The organism is Actinomycetospora sp. NBRC 106375, from assembly GCF_030269665.1.
In the GTDB taxonomy this organism is placed as follows: domain Bacteria; phylum Actinomycetota; class Actinomycetes; order Mycobacteriales; family Pseudonocardiaceae; genus Actinomycetospora.
In genome coordinates this window covers 71,042-90,992 of the sequence record NZ_BSTS01000009.1, presented here as the reverse complement: position 1 = coordinate 90,992, position 19,951 = coordinate 71,042, and the positions used below count along the sequence as shown (strand labels likewise).

General features: G+C 75.1%; 21 protein-coding genes. 3 read left to right on the top strand and 18 right to left on the bottom strand.

The annotated features are described in order from the left end of the window. Positions 1 to 3: 3 nt before the first annotated feature. The 7 genes from QSK03_RS16375 to QSK03_RS16345 all read right to left on the bottom strand — a co-directional run bounded on the left by QSK03_RS16375 (position 4) and on the right by QSK03_RS16345 (position 6,214). Positions 4 to 924 (bottom strand): 3-hydroxyacyl-CoA dehydrogenase NAD-binding domain-containing protein, encoded by a 921-nt coding sequence (locus QSK03_RS16375; RefSeq protein ID WP_285653989.1) that lies wholly within the window; start codon positions 922 to 924, stop codon positions 4 to 6. Continuing rightward, positions 921 to 1,805 carry a beta-keto acid cleavage family enzyme gene (locus tag QSK03_RS16370; RefSeq protein WP_285654365.1) on the bottom strand — a complete coding sequence of 295 codons (885 nt, stop codon included), beginning with the start codon at positions 1,803 to 1,805 and terminating at the stop codon, positions 921 to 923. Before QSK03_RS16370 ends, QSK03_RS16375 begins: the two co-directional genes overlap by 4 nt. After that, positions 1,802 to 2,656, bottom strand: coding sequence for a TetR/AcrR family transcriptional regulator (locus QSK03_RS16365; protein ID WP_285653988.1), 855 nt, complete (start codon positions 2,654 to 2,656; stop codon positions 1,802 to 1,804). The genes QSK03_RS16370 and QSK03_RS16365 overlap by 4 nt, the downstream gene beginning before the upstream one ends. A 56-nt stretch (positions 2,657 to 2,712) precedes the next feature. After that, positions 2,713 to 3,876, bottom strand: coding sequence for an acyl-CoA dehydrogenase family protein (locus QSK03_RS16360; protein WP_285653986.1), 1,164 nt, complete (start codon positions 3,874 to 3,876; stop codon positions 2,713 to 2,715). Positions 3,877 to 3,900: 24 nt separating this feature from the next. Further along, complete coding sequence (locus tag QSK03_RS16355; protein ID WP_285653984.1) at positions 3,901 to 4,188, bottom strand: putative quinol monooxygenase; 288 nt, start codon at positions 4,186 to 4,188, stop codon at positions 3,901 to 3,903. A gap of 37 nt (positions 4,189 to 4,225) precedes the next feature. Next, positions 4,226 to 5,545, bottom strand: coding sequence for an MFS transporter (locus QSK03_RS16350; protein WP_285653982.1), 1,320 nt, complete (start codon positions 5,543 to 5,545; stop codon positions 4,226 to 4,228). Between the two features lie 138 nt (positions 5,546 to 5,683). After that, entirely contained in the window at positions 5,684 to 6,214 is a 531-nt protein-coding gene (locus QSK03_RS16345) for a TetR/AcrR family transcriptional regulator (protein ID WP_285653980.1), read from the bottom strand. Between the two features lie 87 nt (positions 6,215 to 6,301). Here QSK03_RS16345 and QSK03_RS16340 point away from each other — a divergent pair, with 87 nt between their 5' ends. Further along, the gene (locus tag QSK03_RS16340) at positions 6,302 to 7,261 is read left to right on the top strand and encodes an SDR family NAD(P)-dependent oxidoreductase (protein ID WP_285653978.1); all 960 of its coding nucleotides are present in this window, start codon (positions 6,302 to 6,304) and stop codon (positions 7,259 to 7,261) included. A gap of 4 nt (positions 7,262 to 7,265) precedes the next feature. Here QSK03_RS16340 and QSK03_RS16335 read toward each other — a convergent pair whose 3' ends face one another. The 4 genes from QSK03_RS16335 to QSK03_RS16320 are packed head-to-tail and all read right to left on the bottom strand — an operon-like array spanning position 7,266 to position 11,888. After that, positions 7,266 to 8,525, bottom strand: coding sequence for an MFS transporter (locus QSK03_RS16335; protein WP_285653976.1), 1,260 nt, complete (start codon positions 8,523 to 8,525; stop codon positions 7,266 to 7,268). Beyond that, positions 8,522 to 10,162, bottom strand: a complete 1,641-nt coding sequence (locus tag QSK03_RS16330; protein WP_285653974.1) for an FAD-dependent monooxygenase — start codon at positions 10,160 to 10,162, stop codon at positions 8,522 to 8,524. The genes QSK03_RS16335 and QSK03_RS16330 overlap by 4 nt, the downstream gene beginning before the upstream one ends. Continuing rightward, positions 10,159 to 10,980, bottom strand: coding sequence for a fumarylacetoacetate hydrolase family protein (locus tag QSK03_RS16325; protein WP_285653972.1), 822 nt, complete (start codon positions 10,978 to 10,980; stop codon positions 10,159 to 10,161). The genes QSK03_RS16330 and QSK03_RS16325 overlap by 4 nt, the downstream gene beginning before the upstream one ends. Next, positions 10,977 to 11,888 (bottom strand): dioxygenase family protein, encoded by a 912-nt coding sequence (locus QSK03_RS16320; RefSeq protein ID WP_285653970.1) that lies wholly within the window; start codon positions 11,886 to 11,888, stop codon positions 10,977 to 10,979. Before QSK03_RS16320 ends, QSK03_RS16325 begins: the two co-directional genes overlap by 4 nt. Before the next feature lie 116 nt (positions 11,889 to 12,004). Here QSK03_RS16320 and QSK03_RS16315 point away from each other — a divergent pair, with 116 nt between their 5' ends. Then, on the top strand, positions 12,005 to 12,757 hold the full coding sequence (locus tag QSK03_RS16315; RefSeq protein WP_285653949.1) for an IclR family transcriptional regulator: 753 nt from the start codon (positions 12,005 to 12,007) through the stop codon (positions 12,755 to 12,757). On the opposite strand, the gene QSK03_RS16310 is transcribed toward QSK03_RS16315, so the two are convergent. Continuing rightward, positions 12,758 to 13,321 (bottom strand): class I SAM-dependent methyltransferase, encoded by a 564-nt coding sequence (locus tag QSK03_RS16310; RefSeq protein ID WP_285653947.1) that lies wholly within the window; start codon positions 13,319 to 13,321, stop codon positions 12,758 to 12,760. An 84-nt stretch (positions 13,322 to 13,405) separates the two neighbouring features. On the opposite strand from QSK03_RS16310, the gene QSK03_RS16305 reads away from it, so the two are divergent. Further along, positions 13,406 to 14,149, top strand: a complete 744-nt coding sequence (locus QSK03_RS16305; protein ID WP_285653945.1) for an AraC family transcriptional regulator — start codon at positions 13,406 to 13,408, stop codon at positions 14,147 to 14,149. 201 nt (positions 14,150 to 14,350) lie between these two features. On the opposite strand, the gene QSK03_RS16300 is transcribed toward QSK03_RS16305, so the two are convergent. The 6 genes from QSK03_RS16300 to QSK03_RS16275 form a co-directional block, all read right to left on the bottom strand. Further along, complete coding sequence (locus QSK03_RS16300) at positions 14,351 to 15,214, bottom strand: alpha/beta hydrolase (protein ID WP_285653943.1); 864 nt, start codon at positions 15,212 to 15,214, stop codon at positions 14,351 to 14,353. Then, positions 15,195 to 15,740: a quercetin 2,3-dioxygenase gene (locus QSK03_RS16295; RefSeq protein WP_285653941.1), complete on the bottom strand. Its 546-nt coding sequence runs from the start codon at positions 15,738 to 15,740 to the stop codon at positions 15,195 to 15,197. Before QSK03_RS16295 ends, QSK03_RS16300 begins: the two co-directional genes overlap by 20 nt. Before the next feature lie 100 nt (positions 15,741 to 15,840). Continuing rightward, complete coding sequence (locus QSK03_RS16290) at positions 15,841 to 16,713, bottom strand: LLM class flavin-dependent oxidoreductase (RefSeq protein ID WP_285653939.1); 873 nt, start codon at positions 16,711 to 16,713, stop codon at positions 15,841 to 15,843. A gap of 11 nt (positions 16,714 to 16,724) precedes the next feature. Further along, positions 16,725 to 17,540, bottom strand: coding sequence for an HpcH/HpaI aldolase/citrate lyase family protein (locus QSK03_RS16285; protein WP_285653937.1), 816 nt, complete (start codon positions 17,538 to 17,540; stop codon positions 16,725 to 16,727). Further along, positions 17,537 to 17,989 carry a MaoC family dehydratase gene (locus QSK03_RS16280; RefSeq protein WP_285653936.1) on the bottom strand — a complete coding sequence of 151 codons (453 nt, stop codon included), beginning with the start codon at positions 17,987 to 17,989 and terminating at the stop codon, positions 17,537 to 17,539. The genes QSK03_RS16285 and QSK03_RS16280 overlap by 4 nt, the downstream gene beginning before the upstream one ends. A gap of 34 nt (positions 17,990 to 18,023) precedes the next feature. After that, positions 18,024 to 19,949 (bottom strand): AMP-binding protein, encoded by a 1,926-nt coding sequence (locus tag QSK03_RS16275; protein ID WP_285653934.1) that lies wholly within the window; start codon positions 19,947 to 19,949, stop codon positions 18,024 to 18,026. Positions 19,950 to 19,951: the final 2 nt, after the last annotated feature.

Below are 19,951 nucleotides of genomic sequence, written 5' to 3'. Positions count from 1 at the left end.
GGTTCAGGGACGTCGGGCCTGCTCCACGGCGCGGCGGATCGCGATCACCGCGCGGTCCCGCTCGGCGACCAGGGCGGCGTAGTCGTGCCCGCTCGCCGTCCCCGCGACCATGGCGTCGCGCAACGACCCGGTCAGCTCCGGCGCCTCCAGCCGGGTCCACGGCGAGCGCAGGGACGGCCCGAAGTGGTCGAGCATGTGCGCCATCCCGCCCTCGCCGCCGGCGAGGTGGAAGGTCAGGCACGGGCCGTGCACCGGCCAGCGCAGCCCCGGGCCCTCGGTGATCGCGGCGTCGATCTGCTCGACCGTCGCGTCCCCGTTCGCCACCATGTGCAGCGCCTCCCGCCAGAGCGCCTCCTGCAGCCGGTTGGCGACGAACCCGGGGACCTCCCGGTCCATCTCGATCACCGTCTTGCCGGTCGCCCGGTAGAACCCGGCGGCCCGCCGCGTCACCGCAGGATCGGTCGAGGGTCCGCCGACCACCTCGACGAGCGGGATGAGGTACGGCGGGTTGAAGGGGTGCCCGACGACGAGGCGCGACGGGTCGGGGGCCTCCGTCGCCATCTCGCCCATCGGGAAGCCCGAGGTCGACGACGCGATCACGGCGTCGTCCGTCGTCGCCACGACGATCTCGGCGAGCAGGCCGCGCTTGAGGTCGAGGTCCTCGGGCGCGCTCTCCTGGACGAAGACGGCGTCCGCGCAGGCCTCGCCCAGCGACGCGGCCACCCGCAGCCGCGACCGGTCGGCGCCCTCGTCGAGTCCCAGCTCGGTCAGGGCGGGCCAGGCGGCGTCGACGGTGCGCCGCAGCCGTGCCCCTGCGTCCGGCGCCGGGTCCCAGGCGACGACGTCGAAGCCCCGGGAGAGGAAGTGCGCGGCCCACCCGCCCCCGATGACGCCGGCCCCGATGCAGGTGACGTGACGGGTCACCGGGCGCCCAGCCCGAAGATCTCGCGAGCCTCCGCCGGCGACGCCACCCGGGCCCCGAGCGACTCCACGATCGTCACCGCGCGGTCGACCAGCTGGGCGTTCGTCGCCTTCACCCCGCGCGCGAGGTAGAGGTTGTCCTCGAGCCCCACCCGGGCGTGCCCGCCGTGCAGCACCGACTGCGCCACCCACGGCAGCTGGTCGCGGCCGAGAGCGAAGGACGTGAACTGCGCGTCCTCGGGCAGCAGGTTCACCATCGCCTGGAGCAGACCGGGATCGGCCGGCGCGCCGTACGGCACGCCCATGCACAGCTGCATCAGCGCGGGCCGGTCGATGAGCCCCTCGTCGTGCATGACCTTCGCGAACCACAGCTGCCCGGTGTCGAAGATCTCCAGCTCGGGCTTCACGCCGAGCTCCTGGAAGCGCCGCGCGCCGACGCGCAGCATGTCGGTGGTGGACACGTAGAGGGCGCTGCCGTCGCCGAAGTTGTAGGAGCCGCAGTCCAGCGTCGCGATCTCGGGCCGGAGCTCCTCGACGTGCGGGAGGCGGTCCAGCGCGTTGACGAGGTCGGTGCCGTCGACCGGCTTGAGCGGGTCCTCCTCGTCGATCACGAGGTCGCCGCCCATCCCCGCGGTGAGGTTGAGGACGACGTCGACGTCGGCGGCCCGGATGAGGCGGACCGCCTCGCGGTAGAGGGCGACGTCGCGGGACCGGATGCCCGTCTCGGGGTGGCGGACGTGCACGTGGACGACGGCCGCGCCGGCCCGGGCGGCGGCGATCGCGTCGTCGGCGATCTGGGCCGGGGTGACCGGGACGTACGGGCTCTTCCCGGGGCTGTCGGCGGCACCGGTCAGCGCCGCCGTGATGACCACCTGGCGGTTCATGGCTCGGGGCATGGCGCGTCCTCCCGCAGGATCGTGTGCGCGATGAGGTCGTGGAGGGCCGCGCGCATGTCGGCGGCGCGGGACGCACGGGTCATGACACCCACCCCGAGGCCGTCGACCAGCGCGGTCAGCTGGCGGGCGCGCAGCTCGACGTCCATGTCGACGCGGAAGACCCCGGCCTCGACACCGTCGCGCAGCGTCATCAGGACCGTCCGGAACCACCGGTCCTGCGCCTGGGCGTACAGCTCGCGGCGGCCCGCGTCGAGCACCGCCTCCACCCAGACCTGCATCCAGATCGACCACTCGGGCTCGAGGACGGGCCCCTCGGGCATCTGCAGGTCGAGCAGGGCGACGAGGCGCGCGTGCGGGTCGGCGACGGAGCCCAGCGCGGCGGACTGGCGCGCGAACGCCAGCTCCACGTTGTGGCGCAGGGCCTCGCCGAGCAGGGCCTCGCGTCCCGGGAAGTGGTAGTGGACCGCGGCGCTGCTGGTGCCCGCCCGCTCGGCCACGTCGGCGACGCGGACCCGGTGGTAGCCCGCCGTGGCGATGAGGGTCCACGCGGCGTCGAGGATGCGCTTGCGGGCGCCGTCGGGGTCGGGGGTGGCGTCCTCGCGCAGCGACGGGGCGGGCGTGGCCGTCACCGGCGCCCGGCCGTCCGGGTCACCGCGGGCGAGCCAGCCGAGCGGCACGCCGGTGGTCTCCGCGATCGCGGCGAGCTCGCCGGGCGTGAACCGGCGGCGCCCCGCGAGGGCCTTCGACAGCTTGGTCTCGTCGAGCCCGATCGCGTGCGCGACCTCGCGGCGCGTGCCGAACCCGTCGACGGCCGCCCGCACGCGCCGGCGCAGCTCCACGTCCCTGAAGGTAGGCGGGGCCCTGCCGAAATCGCAAGACCTGACTGACGAGTCAGTCAGATGTCGCCGAGGCCGCCGCGCTTGACCAGCTGCGAGGCGATGACGCCCTGCTGGATCTCGTTGGTGCCCTCGCCGACGATCATCAGCGGGGCGTCGCGGAAGTAGCGTTCGACGTCGTACTCGGTGGAGTAGCCGTAGCCGCCGTGGATGCGCACCGCATTGAGCGCGACCTCCATGGCGATCTCGCTGGTGAACAGCTTGGCCATGCCGGCTTCCATGTCGGCGCGCTGCCCGGCGTCGAACTTGTCCGCGGCGTGCAGGATCAGCTGCCGCGCGGCGGTGATCTTGGTGCCCATGTCGGCGAGGTAGTTCCCGATCGACTGGTGGCGCCAGATCGGCTGCCCGAACGCCTCACGTTCCTGGGCGTAGCGCAGCGCGTCGTCGAACGCGGCGGTGGCGACCCCGAGCGCGCGGGCGGCGACCTGGATGCGCCCGGTCTCCAGGCCCTTCATCATCTGCGCGAACCCGCGGCCCTCCTCCCCGCCGAGCAGCGCGTCGGCGGGCACGGCCATGTCGGTGAACGTCAGCTCGCAGGCCTCGACACCCTTGTAACCGAGCTTCGAGAGGTCTTTCGAGACCTCGAGGCCGGGGCCGTGCTCGACGAGCAGGATGGACACCCCGCGGTGGCGGGGTTCGGCGGCGGGGTCGGTCTTGCACATCAGCGCGATCAACCCGGACCGGCGCGCGTTGGAGATCCACGTCTTGGACCCGTTGACCACGTAGCCGCCGTCGCCGGCGGGCTTGGCTACCGTGGTCATGGCCTGCAGGTCCGAGCCGCCGCCGGGCTCGGTGAGCGCCATCGTCGCGCGCAGCTCCCCGGTCGCCATGCGCGGCAGGTAGCGGTCCTGCTGCTCCTTCGTGCCGAACTCCACCAGCAGCTTCGCGACCACGGTGTGCCCGCCCATCGCCCCGGCCAGGCTCATCCAGCCCCGGGCGAGCTCGGCGGTCACCAGCGCGTAGCAGGGCATCGACACCGGCGCCTCGCCCCACGGCGCCGGGATCGCCAACCCGTAGATCCCGAGCTCCTTCATCTGCTCGATGAACTTCTCCGGGTACGTGTTCGCGTGCTCCATGTCGCGGACCTGCGGGCGCACCTCACGGTCCACGAACTCCCGGACCGTCTCCACCACGAAGCGTTCCTCGGACGACAGGTCGCTCATGGGAGCCATCATGCGGGCCCCGCGTCAGAAGGGCGACCGCTCGCCCGCGGCGTCGTAGAGGCGCGTGTGGTCGGCGACGATCACGTCCCCGATGTCGGGGGCGTGGGCGACGGCCCGCCAGCCGTCGAGCGCCTCCGCCGAGTCCCACCGCTCGTAGATGTCGATCCGCGCGGGATCCACCGAGTCGGCCGTGATCGCGAGCCCGAGGCAGCCCGGGGCGTCACGCCCGCGGCGGACGAGGTCGGCGAGCGTCGCGACGACGCGGTCACGGATGTCGGGGGCGACCTCGACGTGGCCGGCGATGATGAGCATCGGTACACGATAGCAACGATCCAGTCCTGAACAAGGACTAGACGGCGGCCCGCGCCGGCTCCTCCAGCCCCCGCGTCAGCGTCTCGCTCATGCCCCAGCTGCTCGCGAGCGAGACCAGGGCGAGCAGCACCGTGAAGCCCGCGACGGCCAGGAGGCTGCCGGTCCACAGCACGAGGAGCCCGCAGATCGCCGGTGACACCCCGCCGACGATCGACGCTATCTGGTAGGAGAGCGAGGCCCCGCTGTAGCGCAGGTGGGTCGGGAAGAGCTCGGAGAAGTACGCCGACTGCGGCCCGTAGACCGCGCTGCGGCAGGCCTGGACGACGAGCCCGCCGAGGATGAACAGGCCGATCACGCCGGTGCCGACGAGCAGGAAGTACGGGATCGAGAACACCGCGAGCAGCGTCATGCCGCCGAGGAAGAGCGGTCGCCGTCCGATCCGGTCGGAGAGCAGGCCGAGCAGCAGGATCATCGGGATGTCGGCCGCGGACAGGAACGTGTTCGCGCCGAGGACCGCGCTGCGCGCGTAGTCGAGCTCCGTCGTCGCGTACGAGACGAGCCAGACCGAGCTGATGTAGAAGGTCGCGTTGGTGGCGACGAAGGACCCCGCCGCCAGGAGGATGAGCTTCGGGTGCTCCCGGAGCACCTGCAGGACCGGCAGCCGGCTCGCCTCGCGGCGCTCCTGGTCGCGGCGGAACACCGGGCTCTCGGCGACGGTCAGCCGGATCCACAGACCCACCGCGATGAGGACGGCGCTGGCGAGGAACGGGATCCGCCAGCCCCAGGCGAGGAACGACGCCTCGCTGACGGTCAGGTCGAGCACGAGGAACGAGCCCGTGCCCATGACCAGCCCGAGGGGGACGCCGACCTGCGGCCAGCTGCCGTAGAAGCCGCGCCGGCCCTCCGGCGCGTTCTCGACGGCCATGAGCGCGGCGCCGCCCCACTCGCCGCCGACGCCGAAGCCCTGGGCGAACCGCAGCACCACGAGCAGCACCGGCGCGAGCACGCCGATCGTGGCGTACCCCGGCAGGAGGCCGATGCCGACCGTCGCCGCGCCCATGAGCAGCAGCGAGTACACGAGCATCGGCTTGCGGCCGATGCGGTCGCCGAAGTGCGCGAACACCGCGCCGCCGATCGGGCGGGCGATGAAGCCGGTGGCGAACGTGCCGAGCGCCGCGATCGTGCCGACCGCCGGGGCGACGGACGGGAAGAAGACCTTGTTGAAGACGAGCGCCGCGGCCGTGCCGTAGATGAAGAAGTCGAACCACTCGATCGTCGTGCCGACCAGGCTCGCGGCGGCGACCCGGCGGGGGACGCGCAGGGAGGGGCGGCCGGACCCGGACGCGTCGCTGACCATGGCGTGCTCCTCGTCGTCGGGTGCACGCCATCGAACGGCCCGCGGCCCGACGAGGTCAAGGAACGGCAAAGAAGAGGTCAAGCCTCTGGAGGGTCCGCACGACGCCGCCGGGGTGGGACCGGGCGCGGCGCACAGCGCTCAGGTCCGCAGGCCGTCGAGGACGAAGCGGGCCAGGCGGTCGGCGCGGGCCGGCCACTCCGGGCCGGCGGGCAGGGTCCACAGTCCCGCCAGGAGGGCGAGGACGTCCTGGGCGTCGCGGTCGGCGGGCAACGAGCCGTCGCGCTCCCCGGCCGCGAGGATCCGCGCGAGGGCGTCCAGGATCGCCTCGCGGACCGGCGGGTGGGTGCCGGCGGGGAGGGCGTGCACGAGCTCGCCCAGGGCGCGCTTCGTCCGGGCGTACTCCACGAACCGCGCGAGCCAGCGCGCGAGCGCCTCGGCGGCGGTCCCCTCCTCGAGATCGAGCTCGCCGAGGGCGCGGATCTCCGCGGCGTAGGTCGCGGCGACGAGGTCCTCGCGGCTCGGGAAGTTCCGGTACAGCGTCGCGATGCTGACGCCCGCCTCCCGCGCGACGGCGTCGAGGGGGACGTCCGGGCCCTGGTCGGCGAACAGGCGCGCGGCGGCGGCGAGCAGGGCGGACCTGTTCGCGCGGGCGTCGGCTCGCTGGGGCACGGAACAAGCGTAGCCGTCCTACGCTTGAGGTGTACGGTGGAGTTGCAAGCGTAGGGAGCCTACGTTTGGGCCCACGAGGAGAGCGTCATGACCGCCACCGCAGAGCTGATCACCACCCCGTTCGGCGAGTTCTCCACCGCCGAGGAGGTCGCCGAGGGCATCGACCTGACCGGGGGCCGCGCCGTCGTCACCGGCGCGTCCTCGGGCATCGGCGTCGAGACCGCGCGCACCCTCGCGTCCCACGGCGCCGAGGTCACCCTCGCCGTGCGCAACACCGTCGCCGGGCGGGAGGTCGCCGACGACATCCGCGCCGGCGCGCCCGACGCCCGCGTCGACGTCCGTCCCCTCGAGCTGGGGGACCGCGCCTCGATCGCCGCGTTCGCCGACGCGTGGGACGGCCCGCTCGACCTGCTCGTGAACAACGCCGGCGTCATGGCCCTGCCCGAGCGGACGCTGACCGACGGGCTCGAGACCCAGTTCGCGACCAACCACCTGGGCCACTTCGCGCTCGCGACGGGCCTGCACCACGCGCTGGCGGCGGCCGGCGGTGCCCGCGTCGTGTCCGTGTCCTCGGCGGCGCACCTGCGCTGCCCGGTGCTGTTCGACGACCCCGCGTTCGCCTTCGTGCCGTACGACCCGTTCCTCGCCTACGGCCAGTCCAAGACGGCGAACGTGCTCTTCGCCGTCGAGGCCACCCGGCGCTGGGCCGACGACGGGATCACCGTGAACGCCCTCATGCCCGGCGGCATCGCGACGGGCCTCCAGCGGTATGTCGACAGGGAAGCCCTGATCTCGGCGCGGCGCAGTGCCGGCGCGTCGGACGTCCTCAAGACCACCGAGCAGGGCGCGTCGACGTCGGTGCTGCTCGCGGTCTCGCCGTTGCTCGAGGGCGTCGGCGGCCGCTACTTCGAGGACTGCCGCGAGGCCACGGTGATCAGCAACCGGTCCGAGTCCGACGGGCGCCACGGCGTCGCCCCGTTCGCGCTCGACCCGGAGAACGCGGCGCGGCTGTGGACCTTCTCCCAGCGCCTGCTCGAGCGGGCGTGAGCGCTCAGGCGGTGGGCACCGACGCCGGCGCGGGCTCCACCGTCGCGGGCACGATGCGCCGCCGCAACGCGGCGACCAGCCCGGCCAGCAGCAGACCGGCGACGCCCACGATCGCCAGCGCGGTCGTGAGCGCGCCGGTGGCCGCGGACAGCCCGGCGACGAGCACCGGGCAGAGGAACTGGCCGAGGAAGAACGCCGAGGTCCAGGCGCCGGTGCCCTGGCCACGCCGCTCGTAGGGCAGCCGGGCGGTGGTGCCGACCAGCAGCGAGGCCAGCAGCAGGCCGCCGCCGAGGCCGGCGACCACCGCGCCGGCGCCGACGCCCACCGCGCTGCCGGCCGTCGCCATCACGAGCAGGCCGGCGCCGCCGAGCGCGAACCCGGCGGCGATCGCCTCGGGCGCGCGGGCGGAGCCGAGGCGGGCGAACACGCCGGCCGCCACCATCACCGCGAGGTTGGCCAGCGCCGCGGTGATCCCGATGCCCGCCGTCCCGACGCCGAGGCCGTCGAGGACGTAGCTCAGCTCCACCTGCAGCGCGTAGAAGACGATCGCGCCGAGCAGCGTCAGCACGAGCAGCGGCGCGAGGGCCCGCCAGGGCACCGTGCGGAACGAGCCCCCGGAGTCGGCGGCAGCCGCGCGGGGCCGGGCCGGCTGCCAGAGGAAGCGCAGCGCCAGGGGCAGGAACAGCAGCCCGGAGAGGTAGGCCCAGAACGGCGTGCGCCAGCCCAGCGCGCCCAGCGCCCCGCCCGCGAGCAGGAACACCACCGCGGAGCCCGAGGTGACCACCACCTGCAGCGACAGGTAGCGCTCGCGGCGTTCGCCGTGCCAGTAGTCGCCGATCAGGGTCACGCAGCAGGTCATGATCGCGGCCTCGGCGACGCCGATGACCGCGCGGCTCGCGACGATCGCGGGCAGCGAGTCGAGCCACAGCGGCGCGGTGCCGGCGACCACGTAGAGCGGCAGGGCGCCGATCAGCAGGCGCAGGCGGCCCACGCGGTCGACGATGCGGCCCGCGACGATCGCGAGGAGGCCGACGGCCAGCGAGGGGATCGACAGCGCGACCGGCGCCAGGACCTCGACGCCGGGGGTCCCGCGGAACGCCGCCTGGAGCTGCGGCAGGACCGGGGCGATGAGGATGGCGCCGAGGATCGGCAGGGTGCTGCCGATCAGCAGGATGGTGGCCTGCGGGCGGCCGGCCCGGCGTCCGTCGGGGGCGACGGCGCCGTCGGCGTCGTCGGCGGACGCGGGGGTGGGCGAGGGGTTCACGGCAGCTCTCCGGTGGGTGTCGTGGTGACCGCGACGCGGGACGTCGGCGGGACGGTGTGGTGCTCGGCGGCCGGCGGGCCGCCGAGGAGTCGGTCGAGCAGCGCGTCGGCGCCGCCGGGACCGGGGGCGTGGTGGGCGCGCCAGGCGACGTGCTGGTCGGGGCGCACGAGCAGGAGCGGCGCGCCCCACCGCGCGAGGTCGTCGGGCCCGGTGTCGACGACGGCGAGCGGTGCGCCGCGCGCACGGGCGGCGTCGAGCAGGGCCGTGACGTCCAGGGCCGGGTCGAGGCGCAGCACCGTGAGCCCCGGGCCCAGGTGGTCGTAGATCGAGGAGCCGTCCGCGCACCACCGGTGCGGCAGCCGCGCCCCGGGGCGGGCCGAGGCGTGGTAGCGGATCGGGTGCGGCGGCGGGACCGGCGAGCCGTCGTCGACGACGGCGGGCGACCCGGCGTAGTGGGCTCCGAGGACCAGCCCGAGGCTGTGGAACTCGGCCTCCTTGACCTGCAGCGCCGCGGCGAGCTCGGCGTCCCCGGTCGCGGTGAACGTGCCGGCGAGGCGCCTGTCCTGCGCGGCGGCGTCGTCGATGGTGCGCGCGGCGACGGGGCGGCGCTCGGGTTCGTAGCTGTCGAGCAGTGCCGGCCCGGCCCACCCGGTCAGGACGGCCCCGAGCTTCCAGCCCAGGTTCACCGCGTCGCCGACGCAGGTGTTGTAGCCGTGCCCGCCCCACGGCGGGTTGAGGTGGGCGGCGTCGCCGACGAGGAAGACGCGGTGGCCGCGGTAGCGGTCGACCAGCAGCATCCGCGCGGTCCACGGGTCGGTGGCGAGGACCTCGACGGCGAGGTCGGCGCCGAGCAGCGCGCGCACGAGGTCGGCGGGGTCGCGGGGGTCGTCGGCGCGGACGCCCTGGGCGATCGCCCACCAGGTGCCCTCGAGATCCATCCGCCCGACGATGCCCCCGACCGGACCGCCGACCGCCCACCAGTGCGCGGCGCGGGCGCAGAGGCGCTCCTCGGTCAGCGCCGGCGCGCGGAAGGTGATGCTGAGGTTCGGGCGCTCGCCGCTGCTGCCCGCGTAGGCGGCGCCGATCGCCGCGCGGGTGACCCCGGCGGCGCCGTCGCACCCGAGCACCCAGTCGGCCTCGACGTCGCTCGCGGTCCCGTCGGCCTCCACGACGCGCAGGCACGCGCCGTCGCGGGCGTCGTGCACGGCCTCGACCCGGGCCCCGAGCCACAGCGTCACCGACCGCTGGTCCCGGACGGCCTCGCGCAGCACGCGTTCCACCACGGGCTGCGGGACCTGCTGCCCGCCCTCGGCGACCTCGTCGCGCCGCGCGGCGTGCATGGCGAAGGCGTGCCGGAAGCGGGTGATCTCGCGCCCGAGCACGCCGGTGCAGAACACGACGTCCTCGGCGTACGACACCGGCACGGGTGCGGCGGCGCGGAGGCGGTCGGCGAGACCCCACCGGCGCAGCAGCTCCATCGTGCGCGCGTGCGTGGTCTTGGCGCGGGGACGGTGGTCGGAGACCTCGGTGCGGGGCTCGACGACCAGGCACCGCACCCCGGCCCGGCCGAGCTCGATCGCCGCGGCGAGCCCGGCCGGCCCGCCCCCCACCACCACGACGGGCCAGCGGGCGCTCATCGCCGGTCCGCTCCGACGATCGGGGTGCGGAGCACACCGAGGCGCTCGGCCTCGACCTCGACGACGTCCCCGGGCCCGAGCAGCCACGGCGGGGTGCGCGCGTAGCCGACGCCGGCCGGCGTGCCGGTGACCAGGACGTCGCCGGGGTGCAGGGTCATCGTGCGGCTGACCAGCGCCAGGGTCTCGCCGACCCCGAACATCAGGTCCTCGGTGTCGCCCTCCTGCACCACGTGGCCGTTGACGCGGGTGGTCAGGCGCAGCCCGTCGGTGAGTGGGCCCACCTCGTCGGCGGTGACGATCGGGCCCATCGGCCCGGAGCGGTCGGCGTTCTTGCCGAGCGTCCACTGGGCGGTGAGCTTCTGCGCCCGGCGCGCCGAGAGGTCGTTGAACACGGCGTAGCCCAGGACGCCGTCCTGCGCCTGCGCCGCGGTGGCCTCCTGCAGGGGAGCGCCGACGACCGCGGCGACCTCGCCCTCCCAGTCCAGTCCGGGCTCGTCCGCTGGGACCGGCACCGGCACGCCGTCCACCGAGAGCGACGCCGTCCACCGCCCGAAGATCGTCGGGTGGTCGGGGACGCCGTAGTCGCCCTCGGTGGCGTGGTCGCGGTAGTTGAGGCCGAGGCACAGCACCCGCGCCGACGGCGGGATCGGCGGCGCGAGCGTGATGGCCTCCACCGGGCGCGGGTCGCCGGTCGGGCGGGACAGGTGGCGCTGCGGGTCGGCCCAGAAGTCCCGGACCTCCGCGAGCGGTGTCGCGTGGTCGCCGTCGAGCGCCGCGACGAGGACGTCGCACCCCTCGGCGATCCCGACGAGCCTCACCGGGCCACCCCCGCCGGGACCGCCGCCGCCTCGTCGGCCACCGTCGCGGCGACGAGGCGGACGTCGAAGGCGAGCTCGAGGAACGGGCCCCCGAGCCGCCAGCCCGCCGCGTCGTCGGCGGTGCGCCGCCGCGGGGCGACGACGAGCGCGTCCTTGACGGCGAACGCGGCGTCGGAGCCGAGGTAGGGGTCACCGGCGACGAACACGTGGGTGGTGATCGGGCGGTGCCCGTCGGCCTCGACGCGCAGGTGGACGTGCGCGGGGCGCATGGGGTGGCGGCCCAGGGCGGTGAGCAGGCCACCGACCGGCCCGTCGGTCGGCACGGGGTAGCTGGCGGGCAGGACGCTGCGGAACCAGTAGCGGCCGTCGGCGTCGGTGGTGAGCAGGGCGCGCAGGTTGCCGTCGGGCTGATCGGCGTCCTGGGTGTCGTAGTGGCCGACGTCGTCGGCCTGCCAGACGTCGACGGTGGCGCCGGCGAGCGGGGCGCCGTCGGTGTCGGTGACGCGGCCGTGGACGACCATCGGCTCCGCGCGCTCCCGCTCCGGGCCGTCGGCGACCCAGGCGCCGTTCTCCCGCGCCGGCGCCGGCGAGTGGAAGGGGCCCTCCACCGACGACGGCGTCGCGCCCTCGACCGCGGCGTAGTTGACCTCGTCGACGGCCGAGGTCAGGCCCAGCATGTCCGAGAGCAGGATGAACTCGTCGCGCCGCGGCGTGCACGTCTGGCCGGTGCGGGCGAGGAAGGCGAGCCCCGCGAGCCACTCCTGCTCGGTGGGGCGCACCTCGCGGACGAAGGCGTGCAGGTGCACGACGGCGGCGCGGACCACCTCGGCGAGGCGCGCGTCGCCGGCACGGACCGAGGCCAGCACCTCGTCGAGCAGGCGGTCGAGTTCGGCGTCGGTGTGGGCCACGGTGCTCCTCGGACGTGTGGTGGCGATCACGGCTCAGGATGGGTGCGGCTCCGGCGCCGGTCGCGGACCGTGCCATTGAGTGGACTTCTCGATCTCGTCGCCGTCACACTGCGCCGGTGACCGGGCGGGGGAAGCGACCGCCGAGCGGGGAGCCGGTGGTCGACCGGGCGCTGTCCCTGCTCGCCGTGTTCAGCGCCGAGCGCCGCGCGGTCGGGCTCGCGGAGCTGAGCCGCCGCAGCGGGCTGCCGCGCAGCACCACCCTGCGGCTGGCCGCCCGGCTCGTGGCCTGGGGTGCGCTCGAGCGCGACGCGGACGGCCGCTACGTGGTCGGACTGCGGCTGTTCGAGGTCGCCTCGCTCGCCCCCCGCAGCCACGGTCTGCGGGAGGTCGCGCTGCCCTACCTCGAGGACCTGCACGAGGTGACCCGCCAGCACGTGCTGCTCGCGGTGCGCGACGGCTCCCATGCGCTGCTCGTGGAGCGGCTCTCGGCGCACGGCGCCGTGGAGATCGCCTACCGGGTCGGCGGGCGGATGCCGTTGCACCACACGGGGGTGGGGCTGGTGCTGCTCGCCCACGCCGACGAGGAGGAGCGAACGACGGTGCTCGGGACGCTCGGCCCGGCGGCCACCACCGCACCGCTGCGCCGCCGGCTCGCGGACATCCGGCAGCGCGGCGTCGTCGTGTTCGACCGCAGCGATCCCGCCCCCGTGGCCTCGGTGGCGGCACCGGTCCGCGACGCCACCGGGGCGACGGTCGCCGCGGTCTCGATCGTCGTGCCGGCCGGCGGCGCGTCCCCCCGGGCGTACGAGCACGTCGTGTCGGCGACCGCCCGCGGCGTCTCCCGGGGGCTCGGCCCCGCGCGGGGCTGATCAGGGCCGGCGTGCGGTGAAGTGCACCCGCTCGCCCGGGTGGAGCGTGTGGGTGACGTCGCCGAACCCGGCGGTGTGCAGGCGGTCGTCGAGGGTGTCGGCGTCGAGGACGGTCATCGTGTCGGCGACGTGCAGGAGCCGGAAGCCGATGCTGAGCTGGCTGTCGACGCCCCGGAACGTCCCGCCCGGCCGCAGGACGCGGCGCGCCTCGGCGAACAGGGCGTCCTGCGCCGCGGGCGTCGGGACGTGGTGGAGCATCGTGAAGCACACGACCGCGGAGAACCGGCCGTCGTCGAACGGCAGCGCGGTGGCGTCGCCGTGGACGATGTCGACCCGCTCACCGAACTCGGCGCGCAGCCCGCGCACCGACGCCTCGTCGATCTCCACCGCCGTGAGCGCCCGCACCCGTGGCGCGATCACCCGGGTGGTGGCGCCGAAGCCCGGGCCGATCTCGAGGACGTCGTCGAGGTCGAGGTCGTCGAGCTGGCCGGGCAGGTACTGCGCCATGGCGTCGGCCCATTTCCGGGAGCTGCAGAGGCGGCGGTGCAGGAGGTTCATCGGCATGCGCCGACGGTAGGGAGCACCCTGGTGCGGCCGCGATCCGCGACGGGGCCGACCTGTGTCGCGTGGAGGCCATATCGTGGCCGGGTGCAGCCGGTGCCGGGCGCAGCGATCATGGTCGGGTCGTGGCCGCTCGCGGCGGGCTCGTGGTTCCCGGAGCACACCCACAACGCGCACCAGCTGAACTGGGCGGTCGGGGGCGTGCTCGGTGTCCGCGTCGGCCACCGCTCCTGGATCCTCCCGCCGACCCTGGCCCTGTGGCTGCCCGCCGGCGTGCCCCACCGCACCGGCGCCACCCGGGACGCGACGCTGCGCAGCCTGTTCCTCTCGGCGCGCCTGCCCGACCTGGGGTCGGGCGACCCGGTGCCGGTCGCGGTGGACGGGCTGCTGCTCGCGCTCGCCGCCCACCTCGAGCGCACCGACCTCGCCGAGGACGCCCGCACCCGCGCCGAGGGCGTCGTGCTCGACGCGCTGCGCCCCCTGCCGACCCGCCCCGTCGCCGTGCCCGAGCCCGCCGACCCGCGCTGTCGCGCCGTCGCCGACGCCCTGCACCGCGATCCCTCCGACGACCGCGGACTCGCCGCGCTCGCGGCCGCCGCGGGCAGCAGCCGTCGCACGGTGTCGCGGCTGTTCGTGCAGGACACCGGCCTGAGCTTCGAGCGCTGGCGGCGCCACCTGCGCGTCCGCGCCGCCCTGCCAATGCTCGCCGAGGGGCGCCCGGTCGACGCCGTCGCCCGCGCCGTCGGCTACGCGACGCCGAGCGCGTTCCTCGCGGCCTTCCGTGGCGTCGTCGGCACCAGCCCGTCGCGCTACCTGGGGCGGCGGGACTGAGGGGGTCGGGTCGTCGGCAGGTCGATCGCCGTCCCGGTGACGATCCATGGCAGATCCGAACGGGATCGTCACCAGGATGCCGATCTGCCGTGAGGCTGCGAGTGCTCCGGCGTGTCGCGAAGGCGAGCGTGTGGCGATTCTGGCGTCAGACGCCAGGAAAGCCGCATTCCTCGTCGACGCCGACCGCCCTCCGCACCGTGGTCAGACCCCGAGGTGACGCCGGAGGAAGGCGGCCGCGTCGTCGAACGCGGCGGCGGCGACGTCCGGGGCGCCGCGCCAGAGGTGGTCGGCGCCGGGGACGAGGTCCAGCGTCACCTCGGCGCCGACGGACTCCAGCGCCGTCGCGAGGCGCTCGGACTGGCGGGACGGGACCAGGGTGTCGCCCGTGCCGTGCCGGAGCAGGAACGGCGGGGCGCCGGCCCGGACGTGGGCGACGGGGCTCGCGGCGCGGGCCCGGTCCGGGTCCGCGGCCGGGGCGACGCCGAGCATGAGCGCCTCCCGGGAGTCGGCGGCCGCCGGGTCGACGGCGCTGATCCCGCCGGCCGCGGCGTCCCCGGCGAGGGCGCTGAGGTCGGCCGGGCCGTACCAGTCGACGACGGCGCGCACGTCGGGGTCGGTGAGCCCGAGCAGGGCGGCGAGGTGGCCGCCCGCCGACTCGCCCCACAGCGCGATCCGGGTGGCGTCGACGTCGACGGCCTCGGCGTGCTCGCGCACCCAGTGCAGGCCGGCCATCACGTCCTCGAGCGGTGCCGGGAACCGCGCCTCCCCGGAGAGCCGGTAGTCCAGCGACGCCACGGCGACCCCGGACGCCGCGAGCCGGGCGAAGGGGGAGGGGCACCAGTCGGCGTACATCGGCCCCACCGACCCCCGGGTGCCGACGCGCCACCCGCCGCCGTGCAGGAACACGACCACCGGGGGCGGGGGACCGTCGTGCGGGCGGTACAGGTCGAGCAGCAGCGGCCGGTACCCGGGCACCGTGGCGTACTCGACGGCCCGCCACATGGCGACGCCGTCGACCCCGTCGACAAGGACCGACTCCGGGATCTCAGTCGATGAGACGGACATCGTGGAAGAACTCGTTGCGGTAGCGGCGCGCGGCGTCGCCCAGCTGCTCGGGGGAGGGGATCACGGAAACCGGTGGTGGTGCCGTCGCCTCGGTGCGCTCCCCGGCGGCCGCGAAGAAGCGCTCGAAGCCGCCGGTCGAGACGCCGAGGGTCCGCGCCCGCAGGGACTCGACCTTGAACGTGTGCTTGCGACCGGCCGGGACGTAGCCGAAGTCGCCGGTGGTCAGCACGCGGTCGAGGATCCCACCGTCGGCGTCCTCGATCGCGACGCGCACCTGCCCGTCGAGGACGTAGAAGATCTCGTGGACGTCGTCGTGGGCGTGCACCGGGATCGCCCGCCCGCGCGGCGCCTCCATCGTGAACACCCCGAACTGGCCCTCGGTCTCGTCGCCGGAGAGCAGCACGGTGAAGAGCTGGTCGAACAGGTGCGCCCGCTCGCCCTCGCCGGCGGCCAGCACGAACGGCTCCGGGCGCCCGGGCAGGGTGCTCCGTGGCGACTCGCTCGCCGTCACGAACTCCGCGGTCATCGAGGCTCCTCGCACGGGGACAGGGGTCGGTGGCGCGAGCACTCTGCGGCACCCTCGACCCGCCGGTCACGCCGCATTCCGTCCAATGGCACGGCCGGGCTCACCGGAGCCGGGGGAGGACGTCGTCCGCGACGAGATCGATCATCCGCTCGCGGCCCTCGCCGCCCACCGCGGGTGCGATCACCACGGACGCCGCGCCCGCGTCGCGGTACTCGGCGAGCCGGGCGGCGACCTGCTCGGGCGTGCCGTGCGGGACGCAGGCGTCGACGATCCGCTCCATGTCCTGGCCGTAGGTCGCGGCCAGGGCGTCGAGCGCGGTGCGGCGGGCGACGGCCGGGTCAGGGTCGACGCAGGACCACGCGAAGTACGCGCCGGTGACCTCGCCCGGGTCGCGGCCCCGGCGCTCGGCCTCCTCGTGGGCCGTGCGCAGGCCGCGGGCGACGCGGTCCGGGCTGCCGAGATAGGGCATCCACACGTCGCCGGAGCGCCCGGCGCGGCGCATCGACGCCTCCGAGCGCCCGCCGACCCACACCGGCGGGCGGGGACGCTGCACCGGGAGCGGGTCGAGGGCGGCCGGGGTGCCGTCGACGTCGATCTCCTCGCCGGCGAAGAGCCGCGCGAGCGTGTCGATCCCGGCGTCGGTGCGCTTCCCGCGCTCGCGCACCGGCACCCCGCACGCGGCGAACTCCACGGGGTTCTCCCCGCCGACCCCGATCCCGAGCTCGAAGCGCCCGCCCGAGAGCCGGTCGAGGGTCGCGGCCATCTTGGCGGCGAGCGGCGCGGGGTAGAGCGGCAGCAGCGTCACGGCGCTGAGCAGGCGCACCCGCGTCGTCACCGGGGCCGCGGCGGCGAGGCTGACGAAGGCGTTCGCCGTGGGGCTGCCGAAGAGCACGTGCTCGCCGGCCGCGACGATGTCGAAGCCCCGCTCCTCGGCCCGCTGCGCGTCGGCCGGCGCCATGGTCGGCGACATCATGAGCCCGACCCTCACGCGTCGACCCCGGCTCGGCCCAGCACGGCGCGCGCCATCCTCAGGTGCACGTCGTCGACCATCTCACCGTCGACGACCCCGACCCCCGACCGCCCCGCCTCGATGACCTCCCGGGCGTGCGCGACCTCGTCCTCGGTCGGCGTGAACGCCTCGTGGGCGAGCGCGACCTGCGACGGGTGGATGCAGATCTTGCCGTCATACCCGAGGTCGCGGCCGGCGGCGGCGTCGGCGCGGAACGCCTCGGCGTCGTGGGCGGCGACGACGGTCTGGTCGAGCGCGCCGACGCCGGCGAGGACCGCGGCGAGCACGACCTCGCTGCGGGCGTAGAGCACCTCGCGGCCGCCGGGCGTGCGGCGCCCGCCGATCGAGGCGGCGAAGTCCTCGGCGCCGAAGTAGACCGCGAGGCACCCGGGCGCGAGCTCGCGGCACCGCGCGACGCCCCGCACGGTCTCGAGCCCGCCGATGACCGGGAGGCCGCCGAGGCGCTCGTGCAGGTCGGCGAGCTGCTCGGGCGTCTCGAGCTTGGGCAGCACGACGCCGTGGACCGCCGATCCGGCCGAGGCGACGGCCGCGACGTCGTCGGCGTACCAGGACGTGGACGGGGCGTTGACCCGGACGACGACCTGCAGGCCGGTGTCCCGCGGCAGGTCCGCGACCGCCCGGACGGTGGCCTCGCGGGCGGTGTCCTTGTCGGCGGGGGCGACCGCGTCCTCGAGGTCGACGGCGACCGCGTCGGGCGCCCAGCGGGGGACCTTGGCGACCATGTCCGGGCGCGCGCCGGGCACGAAGAGCAGGCTGCGGGGAACCGTCACGCCGGCGCTCTGTACATGAGTCCGGTGCGCCGGCAGGTGCACACCACGTCGTTGCGCTGGTTGTGCGCCCGGTGCGCGAACACCACGATCCCGGCGTCGGGCCGGCTGCTCGACGCGCGCGCGGACGCGACCTCGGTCTCGACGCGCACCGTGTCGCCGTGGAACACCGGCGACGGGAACGTCACGTCGTCGATCCCGAGCTGGGCGACGATCGTGCCCAGCGTCAGCTCCGGCACCGAGAGCCCGACGACCAGCGCCAGCGTGAACATGCTGTTGACCAGCGGGCGGCCGAACTCGGTGCTCGCCGCGTACTCGTGGTCGAGGTGCAGCGGCGCCGGGTTCATGGTCATCGTCGTGAACATGACGTTGTCGGTCTCGGTGACCGTGCGCCGGGTCGCGTGGTGGACGACCCGCCCCACCTCGAGCTCCTCGAACCACAGTCCGCTCATCGGTCGAGCTCCGCTCCGCTCCGTCTCCCACCGCTCATGCGTGCACCGCGCCCGCGAGCGTGTCCAGGCTGCCCGGGTCCTCGAGCGCGCTCGTGTCGCTGCGGGCCTCGCCGTGCAGGAGGACCTCGCGCATCAGCCGCCGCATGATCTTGCCGGTGCGCGTCTTGGGCATGGCCGGGGTCACGATGACGCGCTCCGGGCGGGCGAGCCCGCCGATCGTGTCCGCCACGAGCGTGCGCACCTCCTCGGGCACGCCGTCCGGCTCGCCGGTGATCGTCACGAACGCGACCGGCACCGTCCCCTTCGTCGCGTCGGGGATGCCGACGACCGCCGCCTCGACGACCTTCGGGTGCGTGCCGACGACGGCCTCGATCTCCATGGTCGAGAGCCGGTGGGCCGCGACGTTGATGACGTCGTCGGCCCGCCCGAGGACCCACAGGTGCCCGTCGGCGTCGACGACGGCCTCGTCGTTGGTGGCGTAGCGGCCCGGGAAGCGCCCGAAGTACGTCGACAGGTAGCGCTCGTGGTCGTCCCACACCGTGCGGGCCAGCGTCGGGAACGGCCGGGTCATGACGAGGTTGCCCTTCACCCCGGCCGGGACGGGCTCGCCCTCGTCGTCGACGACCGCGAACGCGTGCCCCGGCACCGGCGTGCCCGTCGATCCGGCCTTGAGGTCCTCGACCCCGGTGACCGGGTAGGTCCACGTCGACCCGGTCTCGGTCTGGCCGTAGGCGTTGACGATCGGCACCCCGAACGTCTCGTACCCCCAGGTGAACGTCTCGCCGTCGAGCGGCTCGCCCTGGACGGTGATCAGCTGGAGGCGGGGGAGGGGGTGCGACGCGGCGAGGTCGTCGCCGAACTTGCGCAGCAGCCGCAGCACCGTCGGGGCGCACAGCACCTGGGTGACCCCGTGGCGGGCGCAGATGTCGTAGAACCGCGACGGGCCCGGGGTGTCCAGCGCGCCCTCGTAGCAGGCGATCGTCGACCCGTGGGCCAGCCCGCCGATGACCGCCTGGATGGGGAAGGTCAGCCAGCCGACGTCGGCGGCGACCCAGTAGACGTCGCCCTCGACCGGCCCGGCCTGCCAGTGCACGTTGGCCCAGGTGCCGAGCAGGAAGCCGCCGACGGAGTGCACGACGCCCTTGGGCCGTGACTCGGTGCCGCTCGTGAAGATCAGGAAGGCGGCCTCGTTGGGGTCGAGGGCCACGGTCGGCGCGCCCTCGGGGTGCTCGGCGAGCAGGGTCGCGTAGGAGACCTCGTCCCCGGAGAGCGGCACGCCGCGTCCGGTGCGGTCGACCACCACGACGTGCTCCACGGTCGGGGCGTCCGACCGGGCCGCGCGCAGCGTCTCCAGCAGCTCGACGGGCTTCCCGCGCCGGTAGATCGCGTCGGCGACGATCACGGCCTTCGCCCGCGCCGCGGACAGCCGCGAGGCGACGGCGTCGCGGCCGAAGCCGGAGAACAGCACCGTGTAGATCGCGCCGATCTTGTTGCAGGCGTGGATCGCGGTGAACGCCTCGACGAGGTTGGGCATGTAGACCGCGACGACGTCGCCCTGACCGATGCCCAGCGCGCGCAGACCGCCGGCGAGGCGGTCGGTCTCCTCGGCCAGCTCGGCGTAGGTCAGCGTGCGGGTGTCGCCCGGCTCGCCCTCCCACACGATCGCGGGGCGCTGCGCGGTCGCCGGGTCGTCGGCCCAGCGGTCGACGCAGTTGTCGGCGACGTTGATGCGCCCGCCCTCGAAGTACCGGAAGTCGCCCAGCTCGCCGGACCGCACCGTCTCCCACGGCGTGAGCCAGCGGTGCTGGGCGGCGACCCAGGCCCAGTAGTCGTCGGGGTCCGCGTCGTGGCGGGCGCGGCACGCGGCCAGCTCGTCGGCGCGCCCGGGGGAGCGCCAGCGCTCGGGCAGCGGGATCAGCGGCGCGGAGATCAGGGCGCCGAGGGTGTCGCGATCATCCATGA

What these genes read in the sequence shown, in the direction of transcription:
- QSK03_RS16310 (WP_285653947.1), bottom strand. Translation starts at nt 13,321, where the DNA reads ATGCCGATGAACCTCCTGCACCGCCGCCTCTGCAGCTCCCGGAAATGG.
- QSK03_RS16350 (WP_285653982.1), bottom strand. Translation starts at nt 5,545, where the DNA reads ATGGTCAGCGACGCGTCCGGGTCCGGCCGCCCCTCCCTGCGCGTCCCC.
- QSK03_RS16370 (WP_285654365.1), bottom strand. Translation starts at nt 1,805, where the DNA reads ATGAACCGCCAGGTGGTCATCACGGCGGCGCTGACCGGTGCCGCCGAC.
- QSK03_RS16360 (WP_285653986.1), bottom strand. Translation starts at nt 3,876, where the DNA reads ATGAGCGACCTGTCGTCCGAGGAACGCTTCGTGGTGGAGACGGTCCGG.
- QSK03_RS16280 (WP_285653936.1), bottom strand. Translation starts at nt 17,989, where the DNA reads ATGAGCGGACTGTGGTTCGAGGAGCTCGAGGTGGGGCGGGTCGTCCAC.
- QSK03_RS16290 (WP_285653939.1), bottom strand. Translation starts at nt 16,713, where the DNA reads ATGATGTCGCCGACCATGGCGCCGGCCGACGCGCAGCGGGCCGAGGAG.
- QSK03_RS16355 (WP_285653984.1), bottom strand. Translation starts at nt 4,188, where the DNA reads ATGCTCATCATCGCCGGCCACGTCGAGGTCGCCCCCGACATCCGTGAC.
- QSK03_RS16330 (WP_285653974.1), bottom strand. Translation starts at nt 10,162, where the DNA reads ATGAGCGCCCGCTGGCCCGTCGTGGTGGTGGGGGGCGGGCCGGCCGGG.
- QSK03_RS16300 (WP_285653943.1), bottom strand. Translation starts at nt 15,214, where the DNA reads ATGTCCGTCTCATCGACTGAGATCCCGGAGTCGGTCCTTGTCGACGGG.
- QSK03_RS16275 (WP_285653934.1), bottom strand. Translation starts at nt 19,949, where the DNA reads ATGGATGATCGCGACACCCTCGGCGCCCTGATCTCCGCGCCGCTGATC.
- QSK03_RS16340 (WP_285653978.1), top strand. Translation starts at nt 6,302, where the DNA reads ATGACCGCCACCGCAGAGCTGATCACCACCCCGTTCGGCGAGTTCTCC.
- QSK03_RS16295 (WP_285653941.1), bottom strand. Translation starts at nt 15,740, where the DNA reads ATGACCGCGGAGTTCGTGACGGCGAGCGAGTCGCCACGGAGCACCCTG.